Raw genomic sequence first — 24,386 nt, forward strand, 5'->3', positions numbered from 1 at the left:
TTCGTCCCTGCATCGGCGCGGAACCTGCTAACCTCTCTAGTTCGGACTGCCGCACAATGATCCGGTGATCGACTGGCTGGTGCAGCAACCAGGCTCCGCGCTGGAGCTTGCGAACATCCTGAAAATCGAACCTAATCGCCCCAAAACAGGAGCAAGTGACAGTGACAATCGATGTCTTCGCCAGCGGTACATTCGTCGGGCGGGTTTGGAATCCCTCCGTCGCAGGCCCCAGTCTGGTCATGGTCCGTGACGGCAAGCTGATCGACATCACGTCAAAAACCACACCGACGATGCGCGACCTGCTCGAACGCGAAGACGCCGCCGAGTATGTTGCGCAGGCCGACGGTCCGGTTCTGGCATCGCTGGCGGAGCTGCTGACGCAATCAGGGGGCGATCAGGATCCGCAGGCCGTGCATCTTCTGGCACCCAATGACCTTCAGGCCGTCAAGGCCTGCGGCGTAACCTTTGCGCGCTCGATGATCGAGCGTGTCATCGAGGAGCGCGCCGCCGGCAACCCGGACCTCGCCACCAAGATCCGGGAAAAGGTCGTTGCCATCGTCGGCGACAGCCTGCGCAATCTGAAAGCAGGCTCGGTCGAGGCGGCGAGGGTCAAGGAAGCGCTGATCGAGGACGGCGTCTGGTCGCAATATCTGGAGGTCGGGATAGGCCCGGACGCCGAGGTCTTCTCCAAGGCGCAGGTGCTTTCATCGGTCGGCCACGGCGCGGACGTCGGGCTTCACCCGATCTCGAAATGGAACAATCCCGAACCCGAAATCGTGGTTGTCGTGAACTCCGCTGGCACGGTGAAGGGGGCAACACTCGGCAACGACGTCAATCTGCGCGATGTCGAGGGGCGTTCGGCGCTGCTGCTCGGCAAAGCCAAGGACAACAACGCCTCCTGCTCGATCGGCCCCTTCATCAGGTTGTTCGACGCCTCCTACACGATCGATGACGTGCGCAATGCGGAATTGAGGCTGAAGGTGGCGGGCGAAGACGGCTTCGTGCTCGACGGCAGAAGCTCGATGAAGGAAATCAGCCGCGACCCGCTCGATCTCGTGTCGCAGACCATCGGCCGTCATCATCAGTATCCGGACGGCCTGGCGCTCTTCATGGGCACGCTTTTTGCCCCGACCGAGGATCGTGGGACGCCAGGGCAAGGTTTCACCCACAAGATCGGCGACGTCGTCACGATTTCCAATGACCAACTCGGCTCGCTGACGAACCGGGTCCGCCTCTCCACGGATTGTCCGCCGTGGGTTTTCGGGCCATCGCACCTCATGCGCAACCTGGCGGCACGACAGCTGCTTTGAATGCAGCCGAGCTGTTGAGCAGCCTTTGGAGCGGGTCTCAGCGCCTGCGCAAGCCGTCCACGAAAACATCGACGAGACGCAGCGCGGTCGGCTGCCATTCCCCTGTCCCTTGCGAATAGAAGATGCCGACCAAGGTCCGCAGCAGGTCTCCCGGCGAAATGTCCGAACGCAGTTCGCCGGCGGCGACACCGCGTTCGAGCAGCATTGCGATAGCTGCCGTCAACCGCTCGAAGGAGTAGGCCTTCAGCTCCGATGAGCCGTGCGCCACGAGCTGCAGCCCCTCGATCATGCCTTTCTTGGTGGCGACAAGACGGACATTGGCATGCAGCCACCTGCGCAGCGCCTCGACCGGCTCGGTGTCCGCGGCCAGTCGTTCGGCAAGCTCGGTCAACTGGTCGACTTCGTGGCGATAGACCGCCTCGAACAGGGCTTCACGCGTCGGAAAATGCCGATAGAGCGTGCCGATGCCGACACCAGCCTGCCTTGCCACCGCTTCCAGGCTGGCTTGTGGCCCGCCGGCGCTGAAGATCTGCGTCGCAGTCTCAAGCAACAGCTGGCGATTGCGGATTGAGTCCGCACGCGGTTTTCGCCTTGCCTTTTCGCTCTTCAGTTCCATTTTCTCCAACGGGACACATTCCCCCTTGATAAACGGAGGCACCCTCCGTATATAGTAATGCAGATCGGAATAGTGCACAAAGGCAATTCCGGTCAGGGTCAACGGACCGTTTCGCACCAGATCTCTCCGCGCGCCCGCATCCTTCGCCGCTGGACAGCGGCTTCCATATATCACGATCACTGAATGGAGTACCGCGATGTCACTCTCCATCAGCCTCACCATCAATGGTCAAGCACACACGGTCGTGCTCGACGATATGCGTGTGACGCTGCTCGACCTTTTGCGTGAAAGGCTCGATCTGCCCGGCACCAAGAAAGGTTGCGACCGCGGCCAGTGTGGCGCCTGCACCGTGCTCGTCGACGGACGGCGCATCAACTCGTGCCTCGCATTGGCTGCAAGCCTCGACGGAGCCGAGGTCACCACCATCGAAGGGCTCGCCGATGGCGAAACGCTGCACCCGGTCCAGGCCGCCTTCATCGCGCATGACGGCTTCCAGTGCGGCTATTGCACGCCCGGCCAGATCATGAGTGCGGTCGGACTCATCAAGGAAGGGCATGCACAGGGTGACCCCGAGCGTATCCGCGAACTGATGAGCGGCAATATCTGCCGCTGCGGCGCATACCAGGGCATCACCGAAGCAATTCTGGAAGCCCAGAAAGCGACGACCGAGGGTAACCGGAGGGACGCGGCATGAACCGCTTCGACTATATACGTCCGGACAGCGTGCCAGAGGCAATCGCGGCCGCTGCCGTTCCCGGATCGACTTATCTCGCCGCCGGCACCAATCTGCTCGACCTGATGAAGGTCGGCATCATGCGGCCGGAGCGCATCATCGACATCACGCGGCTGCCGGGTCTCAATCGTATCGAGTGGCTGCCCGACGGCAGTGTGCGGATCGGTGCCATGGTCCGCAATTCCGATCTTGCCTATGATGCACGCTTTGCACGAACCTTTCCGGCCGTAGCGGAAGCACTGCTTTCAGGCGCTTCGGCCCAGTTGCGCAATGCCGCGACCGTTGGCGGCAATCTGATGCAGCGCACCCGCTGCGCGTATTTCCATGACCTGAACAGCGCCTGCAATCGGCGCGACGCCGGCTCGGGTTGCGATGCCCGCGACGGCGAGAACCGCCTGCACGCGGTGCTCGGCTGGAGCGAGCATTGCATCGCCACCCACCCCTCCGATTTCTGCGTGCCGCTGGTGGCGCTGGATGCCGTGGTTGAAGTCGAAGGCCCGCACGGTGGCCGCGAAATTCCAATGGACTTGCTGCATGTCCTGCCGGGCGCGACGCCCGAACGGGCAACCGCGCTTGCACCGGATGAACTCATCGTCGCTCTCAGACTGCCGGCGGAAGCGGCAGGCTTTTCCGCCAACGCCCGCTATCTGAAACTGCGCGAACGCACCTCCTACGCTTTCGCCGTGGTTTCGGCCGCGGCGGCGCTGGAGTTCGACGGTGGCAAGATCCGCAAGGCGCGCATCGCGCTTGGTGGCGTCGCGGCCAAGCCATGGCGGGCACGGGAAGCGGAAGCGGCCCTGGCAGGCACACCGGCGTCGACCGAAGCCTTCACGAAGGCTGCCGAGCTGGCGCTGGCCGATGCGGCTCCCTCCGGTGACAACGCCTTCAAGATCGAACTGGCGCGCCGCATCGTTGCCCGCGCCCTGAGCCTTGCCCTGGATGGCACGCCCGAGGTCATACCGGCGCTGCCGGCCTCGCCGTTCTCCACAACAGCTGGAGCTACCCATGTCGCTTGAGAACGTTCCCACACAGTCCCGCCGCCACGGGTCGAATGCCGGCCAGCCACTGACGCGCCGTGATGGCGTGCTCAAGGTCACCGGCCGCGCAACCTACGCCGCCGACAACCATCCAGAGGGCATGCTCTACGCTGTCGTCGCCGTCAGTCGTATCGCACGCGGGTGTGTCACGGCGCTCGACGTCGCTGCGGCCAAGACGCATCCCGGCGTCGTCGAAGTCCTGACCCCAGCCAATCGACCGCCGCTGGCGCATAATCCGGACGAGAAGATGCCGCCCTTCGGCTTCCGCGTCGAGGTGCTGCAAAACGACGAGGTGCGCTATGTCGGCCAGCCGATCGCACTGGTGATTGCCGAAACGCTTGAGGCGGCAACGGAAGGGGCTGCCTTGCTCGATCCGCGATACGAAGCGGCCGAGGCCCGCACGGACTTGTCCAATGGCGAGCGTTTCAATGTCGCTGCCGTGGGCATCGGCACGCCGGCGCGGACGGCCCATGGCGACATTGCGGCGGGCATGGCTGCCGCCACTCACATAACTGAGGCCGACTATGTGACGCCGGCGCAATACCACAATGCGATGGAACCCCATGCGGTGGTGGCTGAATGGGACGGCGATCGGGTAACGATCGACATGCCCAACCAGGCCATGGCGCTGAGCTGTGCCGCCTATGCCGCCTATTTCGGCATCCCCGCCGAGAATGTCCTGATCCGCTCACCTTTCCTGGGTGGCGGCTTCGGCTCGAAGGCAATCCTCAACGGTCCGCAGATCCTGGCCATACTGGCTGCGCGCATGCTCAGGCGTCCGGTGAAACTCGTGCTCACCCGGGCACAGATGTATGGCCCGGTCGGGCATCGCGGCCACACCTGGCAGAAGCTGCGCATCGGCACCGACAGCGAAGGTCGCCTCACCGCCCTGCATCACCACGCGGTTGCGGCCACGTCCAGCTTCGACGAATTTCTCGAGCCGTCGGCCAATGCCTCGCTGCCGCTCTATGAAAGCCCCGCCATCCTCGTCGAACATGAAGGCCTAAGGCTCGACACCGGCACCCCCGGGCCGATGCGCGCGCCCGGCGAGGCCTCGGGTTCAGCGGCGCTCGAAGTTGCGATGGACGAGGCCGCTGTCGCCTGCGGCATGGATCCGCTCGACTTCAGGCTGGCCAACTATGCGGAAACCGAGCCGGGTACCGGCAGGCCGTTTTCGTCCAAGGCGCTGCGGGAATGCTACTTCGAGGGCGCCAAACGCTTCGGCTGGGCCGGGCGGCCGATTGCCCCTCGCCAGATGCGCGACGAGAACGGTTTTCTCGTCGGCTGGGGCATGGGCACTGCGGTTTTCCATTGCCCGCATTTCCCGGCTGAAGCGCGCGCTACCTTGCGCGCCGACGGAACCGCCCTGGTGGAAACATCCGGCGCCGATATGGGCCAGGGCGCCTGGACGGCCCTTGTCCAGATCGCAGCCGAAGCGCTGGGGCTCGATCCTGAGCAGGTCGAGTTCCACTCCGGCGTATCGAGCCTGCCCGACGGCGGTATAGCCGGCGGTTCCGGGCATACGGCGAGCGCCGGCCTGGCTTTGAACAATGCAGGTGAGGATGCTATCGCCAGGCTCGCGGCTGTCGCCACTGCCGATCCGGCCTCGCCGCTGTTCGGCGCCGGCAACATCGGTGTCGTCGCCCAGTCAGGACGGCTCCATCGGCTTGACGATGAGGGCCGCAGCGAAAGTTATGTCGAGATCCTCGCGCGTGCCGGTCAGTCCGAAGTGATCGGCACAGCCAAGGCAGCGCGCGACCAGGAAAGCGCGGCACGTCACGCGATGTTCTCCCACGGCGCCGTCTTCGCTGAGGTCAAGATCGATCCTGATCTCGGGCAGATCCGCGCAACACGCCTGGTTGGTGCTTTCGCCGCCGGTCGCGTGATCAATCCCCGCCTCGTGCGCAGCCAATATTTCGGTGGCATGATATGGGGAACATCCTTTGCGCTGCACGAAGAGGCGATAACCGACCGCAGGACCGGCAGGATCATGAATGCCGACCTCGCCGAGTATCACGTGCCGGTCAACGCGGATGTGCCTTCTCTGGATGCGATCCTGATCCCGGAAGATGATCCCTACGTCAATCCGCTCGGCATCAAGGGCGTCGGCGAGATCGGCATCACCGGAACCGTCGGGGCTATCGCCAATGCGGTGTGGCACGCCACGGGCGTGCGCGTGCGCCGTTTCCCGATCCGCATCGAGGACCTCATTGACCGACCCTGAACACCGCAATCAAGTCGCGAGCTTGCGACACGATTGATCCCAACCACCATCGGAACAGCAATGCAGCAGATCGTAGTCACCACACCGTTCGACAGGCCGCCGTTGGCCAGCGTGATCGAACCCGAAACGTTCCTGGCCGAAGCAGACAAGCTTCACCGTACGATCGTCCGCCTCCTGCAGACATCGCCTGTGGAAGGAAGCCTGACCTTGATGCGTCTCGACGAAATCCTCTCGAATGCCGTCGTGGAAACGCTTGGACACTCGCCTGGCTGGAAATAGCCGAGCCAGCCAGATCGATAAAACCGAACCCCGCCATCGGCGGGGTTTTTCATTAGAGCCTGCTTATTTTTCCAGGGTTGTGTAAAGCCGTTCATAGAAGATGTTTCGACCCCTTCCCATTGTCCTCGCGCGGCCCGACGTGGACCCAAGTCCTCGCCCCCAACACCAAGTCAACGCGCGTACGCCGCCCGCGGAAGGAGGTTCCGATGAAGTTGAATGCCAAACTGCTCGCCATTATCGGCAAACGCATTCCCGCCATTTACGACGTCATCCCACGAGGGCCACAAGGCTGGCTGTCGCATGTCGCCCTCAATCCGCAACCCTTGCCACCCGGACATCTCGGCGCAACCGTAGCAGCTGAGTTCATCCGGTCCGCCTGGTTGGCCGACAGGGCTGGCCTGGACATGAAACAGGTCTTCGACGATCTGGACGACTGGTGTCCGACAAGACCGAAGAAGATCAAGCTCCCACCCTGGTGGCCGCCATTCCCGGAGCCGGAACCGCATCCGGAGTGGCTTGTCGATTTCCATTTCGGCTTTGCGGCCAGGGTTGCGGCGAGCGCTTCCGAGATCGGCGACACAACGCTCGGTCAATCCCTCAACAAGGCCGTTGAGCGCTCATTGGCTGCGATAGAAACCGCGAAGATCTGATCGCTGCAACGAAAAGAACGTGCCGGCGTCCAGCCGGCCCGTCTTCAAAAGCACGTAAGCCAGCCGTCTCGCGTCACATCTCATCCCATTCCGGTAGATGTCCCCGGCGCGCCACCAGCCCGATCTGATCGCGGTGGAAGCCAAGGTCAGCCAGCATCCTGTCATCAAGTTCGGAGAGACGTTTGCGCGTACGGCGTATCCCGCGCCAGTGGCGTAAGCGCTCTGCAAGGCTGGTGCCAATGGCTGTCGCCGTATCTGCCCAGATACCCACCCGCCCGTTCTGAGATCGAAGGGCCCGGCGGACGAGAAGCGCCCCCTGTGTGCTCACAACGTTCATGATCGCCTCCTTGATCTGCGCGCAAGGTAGCCTTCCCCGCCGAACCTTGGTCCGACGGTCGACTACCTGCAGCGCTGGTCGATTTCGCAGTGATGATACCGCGATCGGCGCCGGCGTGTTATCGTCATATCGACGATTTATATTTGTGACCCGCCAGATGATCCACCCGGACAACAGCATCCATCCCGATCTCAGCCTGACGGAGCAGCAGGACTATCCGGCGGCGATTGTCGGCTATGACGGCACGATCCAGAAAGGCACGCATTACGACCGGCATCGTCATCGCCGGGCGCAACTCTTCCACATCGTCTCCGGCGCGGTCACGGTCGAAACCGAACGCGGCACGTTCGTCGCGCCGCCTGAACGCGCAGTATGGATCCCATGCGATGTCGACCACACGGTGACCTATCTGCAGGACACAAGGCAGCGCTTCCTGTTCTTCCGTCCGGAAGCCGTATCGCACCTGCCGGGCACGCCGGCGGTGATCCGGCTTTCGCCGCTGCTGCGCGAACTGATCCTCGGTTTTCTTGGTTATGCACGGGATGCTGCAACCGAAGGGCCCGCCGCACGCATCGGTGCCGTCATCCTCGACCAATTGGCGACCGAGCGGGCCGCGCCGCTGCACCTGCCGATGCCTGTATCCCTTCGGCTACGCAACGCAGTCAGCGCCGTTGCCGCCAACCCGTCGTCAAAGGAAAGCCTCGCCGACATCGCTGCGATGGCTGCCCTGTCCGAGCGGTCTTTCGAGCGCCATTTCCGCGTCGAAACCGGCATGAGTTTCCGCGCCTGGCGCCAGCAGGCCCGTCTGATGAAGGCAGTGGAATGGTTGTCGCTTGGAGTCCCTGTCGGCGATATCGCGGAGCGGCTGGGCTACGAGCAGCCCAGCGCCTTCATCGCCGGTTTCCGCAAGGCCTTCGGCGTTACGCCCGGACGTTATTTCAGTGACGAACCCTGACGATTGTCATACCGCGCCGGTCGGGTGATTTCCACGCGCGCGGTTCCAGGTCTCGCGCGTGATCGCATATTCGACTTCGCCGCTTCGGAACCGGGCAGCGGGTTCGCCCAGTCGGCATGGACCGTGCGGACGTGAACGAGCCCGGCATTCTCCATCACCCGGCGCGAGCCCTGGTTCACGGCCATGGTGTTGGCCACGATGCGGACAAAACCAAACTGCGAGAAACCGGCATCGACGAGTGCTCTGGCAGCCTCGGAACCATAGCCTTGCCCCCAGGCTGAGCGCCGCAAGCGATAGCCGAGTTCGGCTTGGCCATCACCATGATCGTAGAGCGAAAACCAGCCGACGAAGACACTGGAGGCCTTCTCCTCAGCCACCCAGATTCCGGCTTCACCGCCGCGCGGCATCAGGAAATCAGCTTCGGGATCAACGCCGTCCGGCGGCGTCGGCTCGCCGCCATTCAGGAAGCGCATCACTTCCGCGTCCTGCTCGAGCGCGAACAGATCGTCCCTGTCGCCGGTCACGGACGGGCGCAGCCGCAGCCGCGCCGTTTCGAGTGTCGTCATCATGCCTGCGGCTAACATGACACGGCGCGGTGCGGCACGCAGATGGCTCTACGCCGCTGCCACCTTGTCCTGCGTGCTGGTCTCGAAATCGCTGGCATCATGGCGTTCGCGCAGCTGGCCAGCCGGGTCACCGGAAACACGGTTGACCATGCGCCCACGCCTGACCGCCGGCCGCGCGTGGAGCTGGTCGGCCCAACGCAGAAGGTTCTTGTATTCGTGTACGGAGAGGAATTCGCCGGCACCATAGTTCCAGCCTTTCACCATGCCGCCATACCAGGGCCAGATCGCCATATCGGCGATGGTGTATTCGCTGCCTGCAACATATTCGTTCTCGGCCAGCCGACGGTCGAGCACATCGAGCTGCCGCTTGGTTTCCATGGCGTAGCGGTTGATCGCATATTCGATCTTTTCCGGCGCGTAGGCATAGAAATGACCGAAGCCGCCGCCGACAAAGGGTGCCGACCCCATCTGCCAGAACAGCCAGGACAGCGCCTCCGCCCGCGCCGGCTGTTCGCTCGGCAGAAAGGCTCCGAACTTCTCGGCCAGATAGACGAGGATGGAACCGGATTCGAACACCCGGATCGGCTCCTCGCCGCTCCGGTCCACGAGTGCAGGGATCTTCGAATTCGGATTGACGTCAACGAAGCCGGAGCCGAACTGTTCGCCATCGATCTTGATCAGCCATGCATCGTATTCAGCGCCCTTGAAGCCGGCAGCCAGCAATTCCTCCAGCATGATGGTCACCTTCACGCCGTTGGGCGTTCCCAGCGAATAGAGTTGCAGCGGATGCTTGCCGATGGGCAGCTCCTTGTCGTGGGTCGCTCCGGCAATCGGGCGGTTCGTGCTGGCAAAGGCACCGCCATTGGCCTTGTCCCAGGTCCAGACCTTCGGTGGTGTGTATGGGGATTGTTCTGACATTCTCGGCTCCCATCGGATCGGCGGATGGCTGACAGGTGAAGGGCCACCCTCATGGACCAACTACATAGGCGTTGGAGCCAGCCTTTGACAGGCAGATTCTGTTCCAAAACCCAAGCGATCGCCGCAACGTTTTTCTGCGTTTCCCGGCCTTCACAGGTGCAATGTTTTGATCACCGTCCTCTGGTCGCGCCAGCACGAGCGCGAAACCACAGGCCCTGATGTTTTCTTGACCTGTGACCCGCAAATCCCCAATCGAATTCTGATGCCGGCTCGGCCTATCAAGGGCCATCCCAGATGGCCGGCGCAGTACGAGATTGCTGCTGACCGGCAACAGCGCCGCGACCCATGCCATGCTCAAACCCGTCTCCCAGTTCCGGTTACTGACCAGAACGAACGCCATCCCAACCGAATACTTCATCCTCGCCAACCTGCAATCGGACGGGCCGGTGGTCGGACATCTTGCCGGCAAGCCGATCCGAGAGGCCGTGATCGACCAGAATGGCCGGCGCTACCGCTTCGCCGGTGTCATGCCGCGCACGCGCGGCGGCCGTTTCGCCGTGGAAAATCTTCGTCCGGGCGAATGGATCGTGCAGCCGGGGTTTATCTACACTCTGGAAGAACCCGCAGCGCTGCGGGCGTGAGGCTTGCGGTGGAGATGCCGCTGCGATCTGCTCACGCTTATGTGCACCGACAAGCGGGAACCTGTGCAGCCTCTCCCGGTTTTTGCTGATGCCCGTTGCCGCCTTGCATGGAAGAAAGCCGGCAACGTGCGGGAGGCTGAGATGCGTGCTGCGCTGGTGTTCGGATTGCTTTTGACGACGATCTCGCCGGCAGCCGCCAATATGGGACTAGGGTTTGGCTGGGGGCCGACGAAGCAATGCTTCGATCCCAACTCGCCGCCCATCACCATCGCCGACGTCCCGCAGAGGACCGCGACGCTACGCTTCAAGCTCACCGATCTCGATGCCGCCGATTTCAATCATGGCGGCGGCGACGTCAACTTCCAGGGCCAGGAAACACTACCCTACGGCGCCTTCACCTACAAAGGCCCCTGCCCGCCGGATCCTTCGCAACCGCACCACTATCGGCTCTCCCTGCAGGCGCTCGATGCCAGCGGCGCGCTGCTGGGGACCGCCAGGGCCGAGAGGAACTTTCCCTAACTTGCCTTATCGCAGGCGTGTTGCGGCGGTCTCTTCGGCTCTTGCCATGATAAGAGGAACAATACCGCACCATCACAGTTGAGGAACCGAACCGAAAGGAGAGGTCTCTTGATGGATGTGACGGCACTTGCCACCGACTATGATGAAACGCTTGCTGAAGAGGGCCTGGTCTCAGCGACTACGTTGAGCGCGTTGCGGAAGCTCAAGGACAGTGGTCGCAGGCTCATTCTGGTTTCCGGACGGCAACTGCCCGACCTCAGGAGAGTTTTTCCCAACTTCAGCATCTTCGACAGGATCGTCGCGGAAAACGGAGCCATCCTGCATGATCCGGCGACAGGCAACGAGAGACTTTTGGCGCCGGCGCCTCCACCTGCCTTCGTTGAATCTCTGAGAACGCGCGGTGTCGATCCTCTGCTTGTCGGCCAATCCGTGATCGGCACGCTGGTCCCGAACGAGATGATCGTCCTCGACGAGATCCGGCGTCACGGCCTCGAACTCGAAATCATCTTCAACAAGGGCGCGGTCATGGTGCTGCCGAGCGGCATCAACAAGGCGACCGGACTTATGGCGGCCCTGGACGATTTGGACATGCCGATCGACGGAGTGGTTGCGATCGGCGACGCCGAGAACGATCACGATCTTCTGCGCCGCGCGGGATTTGGTGTCGCGGTGGCAAACGCGCTGCCGAGTTTGAAGAACACGGCGGATCGGATCACCCTTGCCCCCGCGGGTGATGGTGTGACGGAAATCATCGACGCAATCCTGCGGGGCGACATTGCGGTTGGCGGCAAAATCGATGGCTCGGGAGTGACCGCCTGATGCCGGGCGCTAGGCAGGCCAGCCCAATGTCCACGAGCCCGATCCTGACATCACCCCGAAAAGACGAATGTCGGAACGATCCCTACGCTGGCGCATTTGGTTTTCATCACCGACCCATAGGAGGACTGCCGGGCCATGAAAATTGCCCATGTCGCACCGCTTTTTGAGTCCGTTCCCCCAAAGCTTTACGGCGGTACAGAACGTATCATTTCATACCTCACCGAAGCCCTTGTCGAACTCGGCCATGAGGTCACCCTGTTTGCGACGGGAGACGCGAAAACATCAGCGACGCTGGTGGCGGGACGTGAACGGGCACTTCGGCTGGATCCTAATCCGCTCAAGTCTGAGATCGCGGCCCATCTTTCCATGCTGCACGACGTCAAGGCACGAGCCGACGACTTTGACGTCATCCACTTCCACCTCAGCCATTTCCAGCATTTCCCGTTCTTCGACGATATGCCGGAGCGTACGGTGACGACGCCGCACGGCCGGCTGGACTATGCAGACCTGGCGCCCGCCTATGCGCGCTTTCCGGAATTCCCGATGATCTCGATTTCCCAAAGCCAGAAAACCGGCCTGCCGGATGCCAACTGGCTTTCCACCATCCATCACGGCATTCCACCACAGCTCTACACGCTCGATTCGGAAGCCGGTGCGAACGGCACCTATCTGGCGTTCCTCGGCAGGCTTTCGCGGGACAAGCGGCCCGACCGAGCCATCGAAATCGCCCGCCGCACAGGGCTCAGGCTGAAGCTGGCTGCCAAGATAGGTGACGGCGATCGCGACTACTTCGCAGAGGTGATCGAGCCGCTGATCGACGGCGATCAGATCGAATATGTCGGCGAGATCCCGGAGCATGCCAAGAACGAATTTCTCGGCAACGCAGCTGGCCTGCTGTTCCCCATCGACTGGCCGGAGCCGTTCGGGCTTGCAGTCATCGAAGCCATGGCGTGCGGCACACCAGTCATGGCCTGGAGCTGCGGTGCGATGCCGGAAGTGGTCGACCACGGCGTCAGCGGGATTCTGGTGGAAACCATGGAAGATGCGGTGACAACGATGCCGGACCTGTTGTCGCTTGACAGGCGCCGCGTCAGGGCCACGTTCGAAGAGCGATTTTCCGCTTCCCGCATGGCGCAGGATTACGTGGCCGCCTACCGGCAGCTGGTCGGGTCGCCGACCGAAACCAGAAACCGCGCTGCCGACGGAAATCCCCTCGGAGCGATCCATTGAACACCGTACCGCTCGACGAGCACAAGCTCGACCCAGCTATCGCTCTGGCATCGCTTGACGAGGCTGCCCCTAGAGAACCGCATCGCCTGTTCGCCCTGAAACATGGCGACAGTTTTGCCGTCGCCGACTCCTATGGCGACATACGTGGTGTCGGCGACGGTTTCTTTCGCGACGACATGCGCATGTTGTCTGAATTCCGGCTCACCGTCGGCGGGCGCTCGCCCTCCCTGCTTGGCGCCTCGCTCAGCCAGGACAACGTGCTCTTTTCCACCAACCTGACCAACCTGCCGATCAAGACCATGGACGGTAAGGAGATCCGGCAAGGCGCAATCCATGTCGAACGGGTACGGCTGATCTGGGAAGACAGGCTTTATGAGCGCCTTACGCTTTCCAATTACGGGCAGGAGCAGTCCACCATCCAGCTGTCGCTCCGATTTGCCGCCGATTTCCGCGACATGTTCGAAGTCCGGGGCACGGTCCGACAGAAACGCGGCACCGCGCGTCTCGCCGAAGCAGGGCAGAATTCCATCGTGCTGCGATATCATGGGCTCGACGACATAGAGCGGGTTTCGGCGATTTCGTTCTCGCAGATGCCGGACCAGTTGATGCCGGATCAGGCTGATTTCTTCCTGACCCTCGCCAAACGCGGCAAGCAGACGCTCTATGTCGAAGTCGGCAGCGATGTCGCGGCACCGGACCGTGAGCGTTTCCGGGCGGCCGCGGCCAGAGCACGTTTTGCGATGCGCGCCAAACGCCGCCATGGTGCAACGGTTCACAGTTCCGGACGGGTCTTCAACGACTGGATCAACCGGGCACGTGCCGATGTCGCGCTGCTGACCACGGAACTGGAAACCGGGCCCTATCCCTATGCGGGTATTCCCTGGTTCTCGACCGCTTTCGGCCGCGACGGCGTGGTGTCGGCATTGCAGATGCTCTGGCTGAATCCGGGACTCGCGCGTGGTGTACTGGCCTTCCTTGCACAGCATCAGGCCACCGAGACATCGCCGTTCAGCGATGCCCAGCCAGGCAAGATCATGCATGAAACCCGCAAGGGCGAGATGGTAGCGCTCAGCGAGCTGCCCTTCGGCCGCTACTATGGCGGTGTCGACACGACACCACTCTACATCCTGCTAGCCTGCTCCTACGCCAACAGGACCGGCGACATGGATTTCATAGACCGGCTCTGGCCCTCGCTGAACGCCGCCGCCACCTGGATGATCGAGGCATCGAGGGAAACCGGTTTCGTGACCTATCAGCGGGCTGCGGCCTCCGGACTGGCCAACCAGGGCTGGAAGGACAGCTACGATTCCGTCTTCCATGCTGACGGACGAATCCCGAAGGGTCCTATCGCCCTGGTGGAGGTGCAAGGCTACGTTTTTGCAGCGTTCCGAGGATTGGCGGCGCTGGCGGAGCGTCGCGATGAGCCCGAGCAGGCGGCGGAATGGAGCCGTCTTGCCGAAGCACTCCGCGAGCGGGTCGAGGAGCGGTTCTGGATGGACGACCTCGACTATTACGCCCTGGCGCTGGATGGCGATGGCGAGCCGTGCAGGGTGCGCACCTCCAACGCGGGACATCTGCTCTATGTCGGCCTGCCGAGCGCGGAACGAGCGGCGAAAGTGGCCGAGCAACTGCTGTCGGCGTCCTTTCATTCCGGCTGGGGGCTCCGCACGCTGGCCGATGATGCGGTGTTCTTCAATCCGATGTCCTATCATAACGGATCGATCTGGCCGCACGATACCGCCATCTGCACCGCCGGGCTTGCCCGCTATGGCATCCGCGAAGACGTGGTGCGGCTCACCAGCGGCACCTTCGAGGCTGCGGTGCATTTCAACATGCGACTTCCCGAGCTTTTCTGCGGTTTCACCCGCTCCCCGGGAGAGGCACCGATTGCTTATCCGGTTGCCTGCCTGCCTCAGGCCTGGTCGGCCGGAGCGGCTTTCATGCTGATGCAAGCCTGTCTCGGCCTGCGCGTGGATGGATGGACAGGCTCGATCGAGGTGACCCGCCCCCGCCTGCCTATCGGCATCGACAATCTGACGATCCGCCACATCCAGGTCGGAACCGTCGCCGTCGACCTGATTTTTCAGCGCGTCGGCGATCGTATCGGCGCCTTCCTTGCCGATCAGCATGAAGGGCGTGTGCCGTTGATCGTGCGTAGTTGAAAATCGGAACCATCGCGCCGGCGTCGCGTTGGGTTCATACCTGCAGCGCAGGCAATTCTTCTCGAAGCTCAGGAGATGCAACCGACTGACAGGTCGGAAGTGGAACCATTGATGACAACAAGCGATCTCGTGAACTCGCTTCCGGCTCTGTGGCTTGCAGTTCTGGCGACCTTCTGCCTGGCGGGAGCGGCCTTGGCTGCTGCGTTGATACGATCCGGGAAATCCAGCCCCTCCCACTCCGTTGCCGAGCCGCCTCCCGACACGATGCGCGCATTGCTGCGCGAATTCGAGAAAAACGGCCATTCGGCGGACGCCGCCCTGGTCAAGTGGTCACCCGACACGCTGCGCAAGATTCTCGCCACCGAACTGCCCGACGCGCAGGTGATCGTCGTCTCCAACCGCGAGCCCTACATCCATAACATCAAGAACGACGAGGTCGAACTTGTCGTGCCGGCAAGCGGTCTGGTCTCGGCGCTCGAGCCGATCACACGCGCCTGCGCCGGCACCTGGATCGCCTACGGTGGCGGGTCGGCGGATCGCCTTACCGTTGACGAGCATGATCGCGTTGCCGTGCCGCCGGATGATCCCTCCTACATGCTTCGCCGTGTCTGGCTGAGCGAAGCGGAGCATGCGGGCTACTATCTGGGCTTTGCCAACGAAGGGCTCTGGCCGCTTTGCCACATCGCCTTCACCCGGCCGAATTTCCGGGCATCTGACTGGGAGACCTACGAGAGGGTCAACCGGAAATTCGCCGACGCTGTCGTTACCGAAGCCCGGAATGAACGACCGATCGTGCTCGTTCAGGACTACCACTTCGCACTGCTGCCACGCATGCTGCGAGAGCAACTGCCCGAGGCGATCATCATCACTTTCTGGCACATTCCCTGGCCGAACTCGGAAGTCTTCAGCATCTGCCCCTGGCGCGAACGCATCCTCGATGGATTGCTGGGCAGCTCCATCATCGGTTTCCACACTCAGTTCCACTGCAACAATTTCATAGAGAGTGTCGATCGCTTCCTGGAGACGCGGATCGAGCGTGAAGACGCCGCGATTTCCTACCAGGGACAGACCAGCCTCGTTCACGCTTATCCGATTTCGATCGAATGGCCTCCGGTTGAGCTGGGTAAGGTGCCTCCCGTCGCGCGTTGCCGGGACAGTATCCGGACCCGGCTCGGTATCGCCGATGGTGTAAAACTATGCGTCGGCGTGGAGCGGCTCGACTACACCAAGGGCATCATCGACCGGTTCTGCGCGCTGGGCGAACTGTTCGACCGGCACCCCGAATGGATCGGCAAAGTCACGTTCCTGCAGATCGCGGCACCAAGCCGCGGCACGTTGCCGGATTATGAGAGGCTGCACCGCGAATGCGAACGCTGCGCGGAAGATATCAACCAGCGCTATGGCCGCGACGGCTATACACCCGTGCTGTTCGTGGCCGAACACCATACGCGGCAGCAGGTCTACGAAATCTATCGCGCGGCCGATGTCTGCATGGTCACCAGTCTTCACGACGGCATGAACCTCGTAGCCAAGGAATTCGTCGCATCGCGCGATGACGAACAGGGCGTGCTGATCCTTTCGATGTTTGCGGGCGCGTCCAAGGAATTGCTCGAGGCGCTGATCGTCAACCCGTTCGATGCCGCCACGATGGGGGAAACGATGCGGCATGCACTGACGATGTCCTCGGCCGAACAGCGCGACCGCATGCGCCGCATGCGCGAAATCGTACGCGACAACAATGTCTATCGCTGGGCCGGCAGCATGCTTCTCGACGCGGCGCGTTTGCGCAAGCGGGCGGAGGTCGAGCTTGCCGGACCAGGCGACCCCATGGAGACCAACAACGTCGTCAGCCTGCCGGAGCGATGGCGGGCAATGACATGACCATCGCCATCCAGATGATCTGGATGACGATGCCGGTGAAAGGAGTGCTCAGATGTCGCCCATGGCCAGCCGACTTGAACAGATGATGCCCCGCTGGGTGCAACGTCTCGCCCGCGACAGGCATAAGGCATCGACGCCCGAAGACGTCGATGCACGATGGCGCGAGATGGCGGAAAACGATCTTTATGGCGCGAACACGCCCGACTACACGCATGTACCCAAGGAGAGCGCGCAAAGCGATCATCCTGCGAGCCGGAAGCCGCGCCGATAACCGCGCGAGCCCCGACCTGGAGCCGGTCAGCCATGGGCTATGGCGGCGCAGGCTCCCTGCCTGCTGGATCGGGCGGCGACAAGCGCCAGGACGATGTAGAACAGGCATGCGGCACCAAAGGCCCAGCCGTAACCGCGCACCACATCGCCTTGCGTCGCGGCGACCGACATCAACACTGCCAGCCCGACGGTCGGCCCCAGTTCCATGGCGGTGTTCATGACGCCACCGGCCAATCCTGCCTGGCGCAGCGGCACGTTGGTCATGGATAGCACCGCCGAGCCCGAGAACATCAGCGACATGCCGACTGCAACCAGAACGGTTCCAGGCATGAGGCCTATGAGATAGCTCGAGTCGCTGCCAAGCCCGGCAAGAAGTCCCAGTCCAAGCGCAGCGACAATCAGCCCCCCGATGGTTGTCTGCGCTGCACCGAAACGCGCAACCACAGCCGGAGAAAGGTAGTTCGTGATGATCAGCACGACGGCGAAGGGCAAGAAAGCCAGCGTCGTCACCAGGGGCGACCAGCCACGAACCTGTTGCAGGTAGAGCGACAGTATATACTCGATGGCGATGGACCCGACGGCAGCCAGCATCATGCCGAGAAGCCCGGTAAGGCGACAGGAATCGACAAGAAAGGATGGCGGCAGCAACGGATCGCGCATTTTTCCCTCGACCACGAAGAACACGATGAGCACGATTGCCGAGACGCTCAGCGGCGCCAGGACCGGCGTGGAGGTCCAGGAATGGTCACCGGTCATGATCAGACCGTAACTGCCGAGAACGATGCCCGCCGTGGCCAGCAATGCCCCAAGCGGATCGAGACGCGGCCTTGCAGCAGAGTTTTCGGTACTGTCCCGGGGCAGCAGCATGCTGGTGGTGGTCAAGGCGATCAAGGCAACCAGGATGGGTGCGGCAAACATCCAGCGCCAGGATACCCATGTCGTGATGACGCCTGAAACGATGAAACCAAGAATGGCCCCAAGCACCGAAACGCCACCCCATGTCGCCATGGCGCGACCGAAGTCCTTCGGCTCCGGAAACAACCTGTGCAGCACGGACATTGCAGCGGGCGCGATCATGGCGCCACCGACACCTTCGACGAAGCGCATCGCCGCCAGCATCTCATAGCTCGTCGCGGCAGCAGCGATGACGGAAGCCGCGCCGAACAGGACGAGCCCCAGGACGAACATGCGCCTGCCGCCGTAGCGATCGGCCAGCCGGCCGCCGAACAGAAGCAAACCACTGAACGGCAGCCCGTAGGCAACCTGAAGCAACAGCACGTCGGTCGGAGCGAGGTTGAACTCAGTCGCGATCTTCGGCAGCGGCACCATGATCAAGGCGATGGTGAAGATCAGCGTGCTTTGCACGGTGGCGAGCATGGCAAAGGCCAGGCGTTGCTGTTTTCTCACGTTCTGATTCCTCCAATCGCGGACGCGCATATCCGTTCGGCATGCGGGCCGCGGCGTTGTCTTGTGGTGATGGCGTGGCTGGACTGGCGGTGCGGTGTCGGATCAGCCGCTTTCGTAACCTTCGATGGCAAGGCCGGCGTCGAGCCAATCAGGAAAACCCAGTTCAAAACGACGAGCGATCCAGCCGCGCGCTTTGAGAATTGCCAGCGCATCGGCCGAAAGCACGCAACGGATACCGCGGCAATAAGCAACGACAAGTTTCTCTCGCGGCAGTTCAGCCAGCCGATTTTCCAGTTCTTCGACGGGGATGTTGATCGCCTGTGGCAAGTGACCGGCAGCGAACTCGTCTTCCGGCCGCACGTCGAGCAACACGATGGAATCTTCGCGCATGCGGCGCAGCAACTCTTCCCGCGTTATGCTCTCGAGGAGGTTGGAGCGACCGGTGCTGCCCGCAATCAGATCGCGAATCTGGACGCTGTTGTAGGCAGCGAGACTGCGTAAGGCGGCAAGCAAAGCCTCGATCGGACCACTGCCAAGGCGATAGAGCACACGCTTGCCGTCGCGGCGTGTCTGTACCAGCCCGGCCCGTTTCAACCCCTGCAGATGCTGCGACGCATTGGCGACGCTCAGGCCGGTCAGTTCGGTCAACTGCTCCACGGCTTTCTCACCCTCCGCGATATGGTGCAGCAGCACCAGCCTGTGAGCATGTCCAAGGGTGCGCGCGATATCCGCAGACAAGTCGAAGAGGGGATGGTGGGAGTCAGCATCTGTCATGACGTTGCTCTAACACCATTCAAACATTCAATCAATCTGTTGAATGATATTTTTCACTGAGCTATGACACCAAGCAATTCGACCGCTGCGAGTATCTGGAGTGAAACAATGAATGGCGATCTCATCCTGCGGGCTATGCTCATTGGCGTCGGAGCCACCGCCGCAATGGACCTCTGGGCGCTTTTCCTGAGGCGTATGTTTGGAATCCCGTCCCTCGACTACGCCTGGGTCGGGCGCTGGCTCCTGCATTTCGGGCATGGCCGCTTTGCGCATGAGAACATCGCGAAAGCGGCCCCGATTTCCGGCGAAGCCATCCTCGGCTGGTGCGCACACTATGCGATCGGCATTGCCTTTGCAGCCCTTCTGCTGGCGCTCGGTGGGGCCGGCTGGGCACAACACCCCACGCCCCTGCCCGCATTGACCATCGGTCTCCTGACGGTCGCCTTTCCATTCTTCATCATGCAGCCAGCCTTTGGCTTTGGCATCGCCGCTTCTCGCACGCCCAAACCAGCCATTTCGCGCCAGCGCAGCTTGATGGCGCACTTCTCTTTCGGCGTCGGGCTCTATCTCTCAGCCCTGCTGCTTGCTTTGGTTTTCGCCTAGACTGCACCGATTCCCCCGGCGATCCGCCGGGCAGTGTCCTGCTCAAGGCAAGGCGACGATGAAAATCCTGGCGATCTGCGGCAGCCTGCGCGCGCGCTCTTCCAATCTCGCCGTGCTGCAGGCAGCGCAGATGCTCGCGCCACGGTCGCTCGAGATCACGCTCTTCGATGGACTGGAGGCACTGCCCCATTTCAATCCGGATCGGGATACGGAAACTCCACCCCCAACCGTGTTGCGGTTGCGCGAGGCAATCGGTCACGCCGATGGCCTGCTCATATGCAGCCCTGAATATGCGCGCGGCATTGCCGGTGTCATGAAGAACGCGCTGGACTGGCTGGTCAGCAGCTTCGAGTTTCCGGACAAACCCGTTGCCGTCATCAATGCGTCCCAGCGATCGACGCATGCCGACGCTGCCCTCCGCCTGACGTTGCAGACGATGTCGGCTCGCCTGATCGAGGACGCGTCGATCACCTTGCCGCTGCTGGGACGCAATCTCGATGCGGCAGGAATCGCTGAGGACCCGGAGCTTTCGTCGCAGGTGCAGACGGCGCTCGAACATATGGAGCATGTCATCGGCGACCAGATCGCGAAGCAGCAATCGAGATAACGCCGCGCTGAATCACTCGCCCGGGTCGTCAGCTGGCGAGTTTTCGCTGATGTCCGGCCGCGCTTTCGAAATCGAAGAACTTCTGAATCGCGAGTGCGGACGCGCCACGCAACCAGACATTGTTGTCCCAGTCCACTTCCAGCGGAGGCGGCGACCCGAAGGAATTCTCCTTCACCGCCCGGGCGAGAGGATCGATCAGGGCCTTGCCGAAACGGACGGCCTCGCCACCAACAACGACAACTTCAGGATCGACAAGGTCGATCATGCCAATCAGCCGCTCGCCGATTTCACGACCGATCTTGCCGAGATAAGCCGACGCCAGCGGGTCTCCACGTTCGACTGCGGCCAACAAATCGTCGCCGGACTCTCCGTCCCGCAACTCCTGCCATCCCCTTATGATCCCGGACTCCGAAAGGCGCCGGTTCCAGCTCAGTCGATCGCTCGTCGCCCCACCATCCCTGTCCGGACGCACGAAACCGATCTCTCCTGCCGCGAAGCGCGCGCCACGATGGATCTGGCCATTGAAGATCAATGCAGCCCCGACGCCAGCGCTGATCACAAGCACCAGAGCGGAGCCATGTGTGCGCCCATATCCAAACAACTGCTGGGCGATGGCAAAAGCATTGACGTCGTTTTCCACCCAGACCGGCACGCTGATACGCGCTGCGATCAACTCGGCAACGGGCACATTGGTCCAGCCGAAGTCATGAAATTCAAGGCAGATCCCGCGATTCACATCGATAAGCCCCGGCATGGCGACCCCGATGCCGACAAGTTTTCGCGAATTGGCATTTTCCTTTTGCAACATGGCCACACCGCTTTCCACCGCGGCAGCAACGGCCTCGGGATCATGGCTGGACAGGGGCACCTTGCATGTCCCGATCGGCCGTGTGGACAGATCCGTCAGCGTACCTTCCACCCTGTCCGCCATGAGCTTGAATCCGATCGACCAATGCTGCTGGTAGTCGATGCTGAGCGGGATGGGCTTGCGTCCACCGGTGCTTTGCATGCCCTTTCCTTCGACGAGCATGCCTTCATTGATGAGCTCCGCGGTGACGCCGGTTACTGCCGCAGGGCTGAGACCGGTCATCGCCGCGATCTCGACGCGGCTCAGTCCGCCTGCGCGACGCAGGCAGTTGAGAACCAGCCGCCTGTTCAACGCGCGCGTTGTGCTTTGATCGCCTTTGATCATGTTTAATTCAATAAATGAATGTCGATGTGGCGCGCATATTGCGCCACAGTCAAAGGCAGATCAAGCTCCCGTAAACTACAACCTTAGGATCAGCCGCCCGAAGCTTGTCCGGTCAAGTGCGCAAGCGCAATTGTCAAGAATTGCCCCGTTTTATTATGCACCCGAGAGAATCGGCGGCAGACAGTTGATCTCCCAAAAACTTGGCCCCTTCTTCGTTTGAGCCGAAGAAGGGGCCAATAGCTTTCCTGACAAATGGCCGATTCTATTTCTGGATGTCGGCTTTGGTTTTGGCAACCTCGTCGGCGCTCATCTCTCCCACCGTCTCGACCTTGCCTTCCTTGACCTTCCACAGCCGGAATGGGCCGGTGATATCGCCATACTGGTCGAAGGAAACCGGACCGATGACGCCCTCATATTTCACCGGCTTGCCTTCCTTGATCAGCGCAAGGGCCTTGGCGAATTCCTCCTTGCCGGCATGGATCGGCTCACCCTTGTCTGAGACCACTTCCGGGATCGCCGCCTTGATCGCTGCGGCATCGCCCTTGCCAGCCTTGGCAATGGCCAGAGCCACGATCGCACCGGCATCGTAGGAGCGGTCTGCGGCGGGAGCGTCCGGCTTGATGCCACCGGAAAACGCCTCGTAGGCACCGTAGAAATAATCGGTCGACGCTGTCTTGCTCGTGCCAGACGAGGTGCCGTAAGCCTCGTTGAGATATTGCGCGCCGACCGCGTCGATGAACTCGGCGGAATTCATGCCGTCATTGAGCAGGAATTTCTGGGCGCCGCCGCCGGAAATCCAGGCACGCGCGATCGTCGCGCCGTCGACCGGATAGCTGACCAGATAAAGCGCCTCGGGTTCACCAGCCATCGCGGCGCTGGCTTCGGCGGAGTAGCTGGCCTGCTTTTCATTGTAGGGCGTGGTGGAAGTGATGACGCCACCGAGTTTCTTGTAAGCGTCGGCGAATTCCTTGACCATGTTGACGCCGAAGTCATTGTTGACGTGGATGATGGCGAGCTTCTTCAGGCCATTGTCGATGGCATATTTGGCGGCGGCGGTGCCTTGCAGCGCATCGGAGGTGATGGTGCGAAAGAACACCCCGTTGGTCTTGCCGTCCTTGCCAAGCGCGGTCAGCGTCGGCGACGACGAGGCAGGCGATACCTGCACGATGCCAGCCGGAGCGGTCACCGAGGTCAGGATCGGAATCGATACCGACGAAATAATGCCGCCAATGATGACCGGCACCTTCTTGATGTTGACCAGCTGGGTCGCCTGATCGACGGCCACGTTACCTTGGCTCTGGCTGTCGCGCGTGTCGGTGACCAGCTTGCAGCCGCCGGCGCCACCAGCCTCATTGAAATCACGGAAGGCCATTTCCACGGATTTCGCACCGGCCTGGCCATACTCGCCGGCAGGGCCGGTCAGTTCCATCACCAATCCGACGGTGATGTCGCAATCGGCGGCCAATACCGGCGTAGCTGAAGTGGCCAGCGCCGCCAGCATCGTGGTGACGAAAAGATGTTTCTTCATATCACTTCCCCTTTGTTATGGCCGAGCTCCCGACACGGCCTTGTTTGGTCTGCGAAAATCCGGGCCGCCCTGACTCAGGCAGCTCCCTTGTTGAGGTTGTATTTCATGATCGAGCCGTGACGGCCGTGGCGGTCGCGCTCGAGGGTGTAGACGTCGCCCTCGATCTGATGGGCTCGCGCCAGCACGGCAGCGATCTCTTGCTGGTCCCGCTCGGTCAGGTCGATGTCTGAAATGGCGAGGTTCGAGGGCAGATGCGCGCGGCTGCGTGCGCCGACGATGACGGCAGCGACTGACGGCTGCGACAGCATGGCGGCGCTGGCGATGGTGGCGATGTCGGCATCATGGCGGTCTGCCACGGCACGCAAAGTTCGCAGCAAATCCTGGAACAGGCCCCAACCGCCGAAATCGTCGATGATCAGTTTGTATTTGACCAGAGACCGGTTCTCGTAAGGTTCGGCAGGTTCCGTAACGCCAAGCCAGCGGTCACCGAGGAAACCACCGGCGACAGTGCCGTAGCACAGGAACGCGATGCCCTTTTCCGCAGCGAGTGCGGCCATCTGCTTTGCCGGCCGGGTATCGAGCAGCGAATACTGCACCTGCATGGAGGTCAGCGGCACACCGGCCCCAACGATGGCCTCGACATGCGCGGTGTCAAAATTGGTGCCGCCGATCCGGTTGATCTTGCCAGCCAGCCTCAGCTCGTTCAGCCAGCCCGCAGTCTCCAGCCAGCGCGGGGCGTCATAATCCCACCAGTGAAATTGCACCAGGTCGAGCCGGTCGAGATTGAGCCGCCGCAAGGACTGATCGATGACACCTTCTACATAAGCCTTGGTTATGCGTGGCAGGACATCGAGATCAGGCACGAATTTGGTGTGCACCTTGATGCGGTCGAGCGCCTCCTGACCACGCTCCTCCCGGTAACGCAGCCGGAAACGCCCGATCAGCTCCTCGACACCCGTATAGATGTCGGCGCAATCGAAGGTGGTGATACCGGCATCGGCAAAGGCGATCATGTCGGCAACCGGATCGTCGCTCGATGCGGCGCCATGACCGCTGGCCATCTGCCAGCCGCCGCGGACGACCCGCGAAATCTCATAGTCCGGCGCCAGTCTGGTTCTCTGCATTTAC

At 62.0% G+C, this 24,386-nt stretch carries 25 protein-coding genes; 16 read left to right on the forward strand and 9 right to left on the reverse strand.

Annotated elements, in window-relative coordinates; genetic code table 11:
* Positions 1-161: 161 nt before the first annotated feature.
* Positions 162-1,310 carry a fumarylacetoacetate hydrolase family protein gene (locus C1M53_RS30530; RefSeq protein ID WP_245488368.1) on the forward strand — a complete coding sequence of 383 codons (1,149 nt, stop codon included), beginning with the start codon at positions 162-164 and terminating at the stop codon, positions 1,308-1,310.
* A 37-nt stretch (positions 1,311-1,347) separates the two neighbouring features.
* Here C1M53_RS30530 and C1M53_RS30535 read toward each other — a convergent pair whose 3' ends face one another.
* Positions 1,348-1,926, reverse strand: coding sequence for a TetR/AcrR family transcriptional regulator (locus C1M53_RS30535; protein WP_129415776.1), 579 nt, complete (start codon positions 1,924-1,926; stop codon positions 1,348-1,350).
* A gap of 196 nt (positions 1,927-2,122) precedes the next feature.
* Here C1M53_RS30535 and C1M53_RS30540 point away from each other — a divergent pair, with 196 nt between their 5' ends.
* The 5 genes from C1M53_RS30540 (at position 2,123) to C1M53_RS30560 (ending at position 6,849) form a co-directional block, all read left to right on the forward strand.
* On the forward strand, positions 2,123-2,620 hold the full coding sequence (locus C1M53_RS30540) for a (2Fe-2S)-binding protein (RefSeq protein WP_129415777.1): 498 nt from the start codon (positions 2,123-2,125) through the stop codon (positions 2,618-2,620).
* Positions 2,617-3,675: a xanthine dehydrogenase family protein subunit M gene (locus C1M53_RS30545; RefSeq protein WP_129415778.1), complete on the forward strand. Its 1,059-nt coding sequence runs from the start codon at positions 2,617-2,619 to the stop codon at positions 3,673-3,675. Before C1M53_RS30540 ends, C1M53_RS30545 begins: the two co-directional genes overlap by 4 nt.
* Positions 3,665-5,920: a xanthine dehydrogenase family protein molybdopterin-binding subunit gene (locus tag C1M53_RS30550; protein WP_129415779.1), complete on the forward strand. Its 2,256-nt coding sequence runs from the start codon at positions 3,665-3,667 to the stop codon at positions 5,918-5,920. Before C1M53_RS30545 ends, C1M53_RS30550 begins: the two co-directional genes overlap by 11 nt.
* A 60-nt stretch (positions 5,921-5,980) precedes the next feature.
* Positions 5,981-6,199, forward strand: coding sequence for a hypothetical protein (locus tag C1M53_RS30555; protein WP_129415780.1), 219 nt, complete (start codon positions 5,981-5,983; stop codon positions 6,197-6,199).
* A 206-nt stretch (positions 6,200-6,405) separates the two neighbouring features.
* Complete coding sequence (locus tag C1M53_RS30560) at positions 6,406-6,849, forward strand: hypothetical protein (protein WP_129415781.1); 444 nt, start codon at positions 6,406-6,408, stop codon at positions 6,847-6,849.
* 73 nt (positions 6,850-6,922) lie between these two features.
* On the opposite strand, the gene C1M53_RS30565 is transcribed toward C1M53_RS30560, so the two are convergent.
* Complete coding sequence (locus C1M53_RS30565) at positions 6,923-7,186, reverse strand: DUF1127 domain-containing protein (protein WP_129415782.1); 264 nt, start codon at positions 7,184-7,186, stop codon at positions 6,923-6,925.
* A 145-nt stretch (positions 7,187-7,331) separates the two neighbouring features.
* On the opposite strand from C1M53_RS30565, the gene C1M53_RS30570 reads away from it, so the two are divergent.
* Complete coding sequence (locus tag C1M53_RS30570) at positions 7,332-8,141, forward strand: helix-turn-helix transcriptional regulator (protein ID WP_165358285.1); 810 nt, start codon at positions 7,332-7,334, stop codon at positions 8,139-8,141.
* Here C1M53_RS30570 and C1M53_RS30575 read toward each other — a convergent pair.
* Positions 8,120-8,710 carry a GNAT family N-acetyltransferase gene (locus C1M53_RS30575; RefSeq protein ID WP_207213054.1) on the reverse strand — a complete coding sequence of 197 codons (591 nt, stop codon included), beginning with the start codon at positions 8,708-8,710 and terminating at the stop codon, positions 8,120-8,122. The two genes, C1M53_RS30570 and C1M53_RS30575, sit on opposite strands and share 22 nt — an antisense overlap.
* Positions 8,711-8,755: 45 nt before the next feature.
* Positions 8,756-9,625 (reverse strand): glutathione-dependent disulfide-bond oxidoreductase, encoded by an 870-nt coding sequence (gene yghU / locus C1M53_RS30580; protein ID WP_129415784.1) that lies wholly within the window; start codon positions 9,623-9,625, stop codon positions 8,756-8,758.
* Between the two features lie 314 nt (positions 9,626-9,939).
* Between yghU and C1M53_RS30585 the strand changes: the two genes are divergently transcribed.
* From C1M53_RS30585 to C1M53_RS30615, 7 genes are all read left to right on the forward strand, one after another.
* The gene (locus C1M53_RS30585) at positions 9,940-10,266 is read left to right on the forward strand and encodes a hypothetical protein (RefSeq protein WP_245488369.1); all 327 of its coding nucleotides are present in this window, start codon (positions 9,940-9,942) and stop codon (positions 10,264-10,266) included.
* 141 nt (positions 10,267-10,407) lie between these two features.
* On the forward strand, positions 10,408-10,785 hold the full coding sequence (locus tag C1M53_RS30590) for a YbhB/YbcL family Raf kinase inhibitor-like protein (RefSeq protein ID WP_129415785.1): 378 nt from the start codon (positions 10,408-10,410) through the stop codon (positions 10,783-10,785).
* 111 nt (positions 10,786-10,896) lie between these two features.
* Positions 10,897-11,604, forward strand: a complete 708-nt coding sequence (locus C1M53_RS30595; protein ID WP_129416431.1) for an HAD family hydrolase — start codon at positions 10,897-10,899, stop codon at positions 11,602-11,604.
* A gap of 135 nt (positions 11,605-11,739) precedes the next feature.
* A complete protein-coding gene (locus tag C1M53_RS30600; protein ID WP_129415786.1) occupies positions 11,740-12,834 on the forward strand; it encodes a glycosyltransferase family 4 protein in 1,095 nt (364 codons plus the stop codon).
* Positions 12,831-14,996 (forward strand): amylo-alpha-1,6-glucosidase, encoded by a 2,166-nt coding sequence (locus C1M53_RS30605; protein WP_129415787.1) that lies wholly within the window; start codon positions 12,831-12,833, stop codon positions 14,994-14,996. The genes C1M53_RS30600 and C1M53_RS30605 overlap by 4 nt, the downstream gene beginning before the upstream one ends.
* Before the next feature lie 111 nt (positions 14,997-15,107).
* The gene (locus C1M53_RS30610; RefSeq protein ID WP_129415788.1) at positions 15,108-16,877 is read left to right on the forward strand and encodes a trehalose-6-phosphate synthase; all 1,770 of its coding nucleotides are present in this window, start codon (positions 15,108-15,110) and stop codon (positions 16,875-16,877) included.
* A 52-nt stretch (positions 16,878-16,929) separates the two neighbouring features.
* Complete coding sequence (locus C1M53_RS30615) at positions 16,930-17,148, forward strand: hypothetical protein (RefSeq protein WP_129415789.1); 219 nt, start codon at positions 16,930-16,932, stop codon at positions 17,146-17,148.
* A gap of 26 nt (positions 17,149-17,174) precedes the next feature.
* Here C1M53_RS30615 and C1M53_RS30620 read toward each other — a convergent pair whose 3' ends face one another.
* Positions 17,175-18,554 (reverse strand): MFS transporter, encoded by a 1,380-nt coding sequence (locus tag C1M53_RS30620; RefSeq protein WP_245488370.1) that lies wholly within the window; start codon positions 18,552-18,554, stop codon positions 17,175-17,177.
* 102 nt (positions 18,555-18,656) lie between these two features.
* Positions 18,657-19,328: a metalloregulator ArsR/SmtB family transcription factor gene (locus C1M53_RS30625; RefSeq protein WP_129415790.1), complete on the reverse strand. Its 672-nt coding sequence runs from the start codon at positions 19,326-19,328 to the stop codon at positions 18,657-18,659.
* Between the two features lie 108 nt (positions 19,329-19,436).
* On the opposite strand from C1M53_RS30625, the gene C1M53_RS30630 reads away from it, so the two are divergent.
* Together C1M53_RS30630 and C1M53_RS30635 are read left to right on the forward strand one after the other, a co-directional pair.
* The gene (locus C1M53_RS30630; RefSeq protein ID WP_129415791.1) at positions 19,437-19,931 is read left to right on the forward strand and encodes a DUF2938 family protein; all 495 of its coding nucleotides are present in this window, start codon (positions 19,437-19,439) and stop codon (positions 19,929-19,931) included.
* A 58-nt stretch (positions 19,932-19,989) separates the two neighbouring features.
* Positions 19,990-20,538, forward strand: coding sequence for an NADPH-dependent FMN reductase (locus C1M53_RS30635; protein WP_129415792.1), 549 nt, complete (start codon positions 19,990-19,992; stop codon positions 20,536-20,538).
* Positions 20,539-20,566: 28 nt separating this feature from the next.
* Here the strand turns inward: C1M53_RS30635 and C1M53_RS30640 are convergent, their stop codons facing one another.
* The 3 genes from C1M53_RS30640 to C1M53_RS30650 all read right to left on the reverse strand — a co-directional run bounded on the left by C1M53_RS30640 (position 20,567) and on the right by C1M53_RS30650 (position 24,382).
* The gene (locus tag C1M53_RS30640) at positions 20,567-21,730 is read right to left on the reverse strand and encodes an ROK family transcriptional regulator (protein WP_129415793.1); all 1,164 of its coding nucleotides are present in this window, start codon (positions 21,728-21,730) and stop codon (positions 20,567-20,569) included.
* Between the two features lie 262 nt (positions 21,731-21,992).
* On the reverse strand, positions 21,993-23,258 hold the full coding sequence (locus C1M53_RS30645) for an ABC transporter substrate-binding protein (protein WP_129415794.1): 1,266 nt from the start codon (positions 23,256-23,258) through the stop codon (positions 21,993-21,995).
* A gap of 74 nt (positions 23,259-23,332) precedes the next feature.
* Positions 23,333-24,382 (reverse strand): aldo/keto reductase, encoded by a 1,050-nt coding sequence (locus tag C1M53_RS30650; RefSeq protein ID WP_129415795.1) that lies wholly within the window; start codon positions 24,380-24,382, stop codon positions 23,333-23,335.
* Positions 24,383-24,386: the final 4 nt, after the last annotated feature.

The sequence above is a fragment of the Mesorhizobium sp. Pch-S genome (genome assembly GCF_004136315.1).
GTDB lineage: Bacteria > Pseudomonadota > Alphaproteobacteria > Rhizobiales > Rhizobiaceae > Mesorhizobium.

Excerpts from the sequence above, each read along its gene's own strand:
- C1M53_RS30535 (WP_129415776.1), bottom strand. The coding sequence starts at position 1,926 with ATGGAACTGAAGAGCGAAAAGGCAAGGCGAAAACCGCGTGCGGACTCA.
- C1M53_RS30540 (WP_129415777.1), top strand. The coding sequence starts at position 2,123 with ATGTCACTCTCCATCAGCCTCACCATCAATGGTCAAGCACACACGGTC.
- C1M53_RS30545 (WP_129415778.1), top strand. The coding sequence starts at position 2,617 with ATGAACCGCTTCGACTATATACGTCCGGACAGCGTGCCAGAGGCAATC.
- C1M53_RS30550 (WP_129415779.1), top strand. The coding sequence starts at position 3,665 with ATGTCGCTTGAGAACGTTCCCACACAGTCCCGCCGCCACGGGTCGAAT.
- C1M53_RS30555 (WP_129415780.1), top strand. The coding sequence starts at position 5,981 with ATGCAGCAGATCGTAGTCACCACACCGTTCGACAGGCCGCCGTTGGCC.
- C1M53_RS30560 (WP_129415781.1), top strand. The coding sequence starts at position 6,406 with ATGAAGTTGAATGCCAAACTGCTCGCCATTATCGGCAAACGCATTCCC.
- C1M53_RS30565 (WP_129415782.1), bottom strand. The coding sequence starts at position 7,186 with ATGAACGTTGTGAGCACACAGGGGGCGCTTCTCGTCCGCCGGGCCCTT.
- C1M53_RS30575 (WP_207213054.1), bottom strand. The coding sequence starts at position 8,710 with ATGATGACGACACTCGAAACGGCGCGGCTGCGGCTGCGCCCGTCCGTG.
- yghU (WP_129415784.1), bottom strand. The coding sequence starts at position 9,625 with ATGTCAGAACAATCCCCATACACACCACCGAAGGTCTGGACCTGGGAC.
- C1M53_RS30590 (WP_129415785.1), top strand. The coding sequence starts at position 10,408 with ATGCGTGCTGCGCTGGTGTTCGGATTGCTTTTGACGACGATCTCGCCG.
- C1M53_RS30595 (WP_129416431.1), top strand. The coding sequence starts at position 10,897 with ATGGATGTGACGGCACTTGCCACCGACTATGATGAAACGCTTGCTGAA.
- C1M53_RS30600 (WP_129415786.1), top strand. The coding sequence starts at position 11,740 with ATGAAAATTGCCCATGTCGCACCGCTTTTTGAGTCCGTTCCCCCAAAG.
- C1M53_RS30610 (WP_129415788.1), top strand. The coding sequence starts at position 15,108 with ATGACAACAAGCGATCTCGTGAACTCGCTTCCGGCTCTGTGGCTTGCA.
- C1M53_RS30615 (WP_129415789.1), top strand. The coding sequence starts at position 16,930 with ATGTCGCCCATGGCCAGCCGACTTGAACAGATGATGCCCCGCTGGGTG.
- C1M53_RS30625 (WP_129415790.1), bottom strand. The coding sequence starts at position 19,328 with ATGACAGATGCTGACTCCCACCATCCCCTCTTCGACTTGTCTGCGGAT.
- C1M53_RS30630 (WP_129415791.1), top strand. The coding sequence starts at position 19,437 with ATGAATGGCGATCTCATCCTGCGGGCTATGCTCATTGGCGTCGGAGCC.
- C1M53_RS30635 (WP_129415792.1), top strand. The coding sequence starts at position 19,990 with ATGAAAATCCTGGCGATCTGCGGCAGCCTGCGCGCGCGCTCTTCCAAT.
- C1M53_RS30640 (WP_129415793.1), bottom strand. The coding sequence starts at position 21,730 with ATGATCAAAGGCGATCAAAGCACAACGCGCGCGTTGAACAGGCGGCTG.
- C1M53_RS30645 (WP_129415794.1), bottom strand. The coding sequence starts at position 23,258 with ATGAAGAAACATCTTTTCGTCACCACGATGCTGGCGGCGCTGGCCACT.
- C1M53_RS30650 (WP_129415795.1), bottom strand. The coding sequence starts at position 24,382 with ATGCAGAGAACCAGACTGGCGCCGGACTATGAGATTTCGCGGGTCGTC.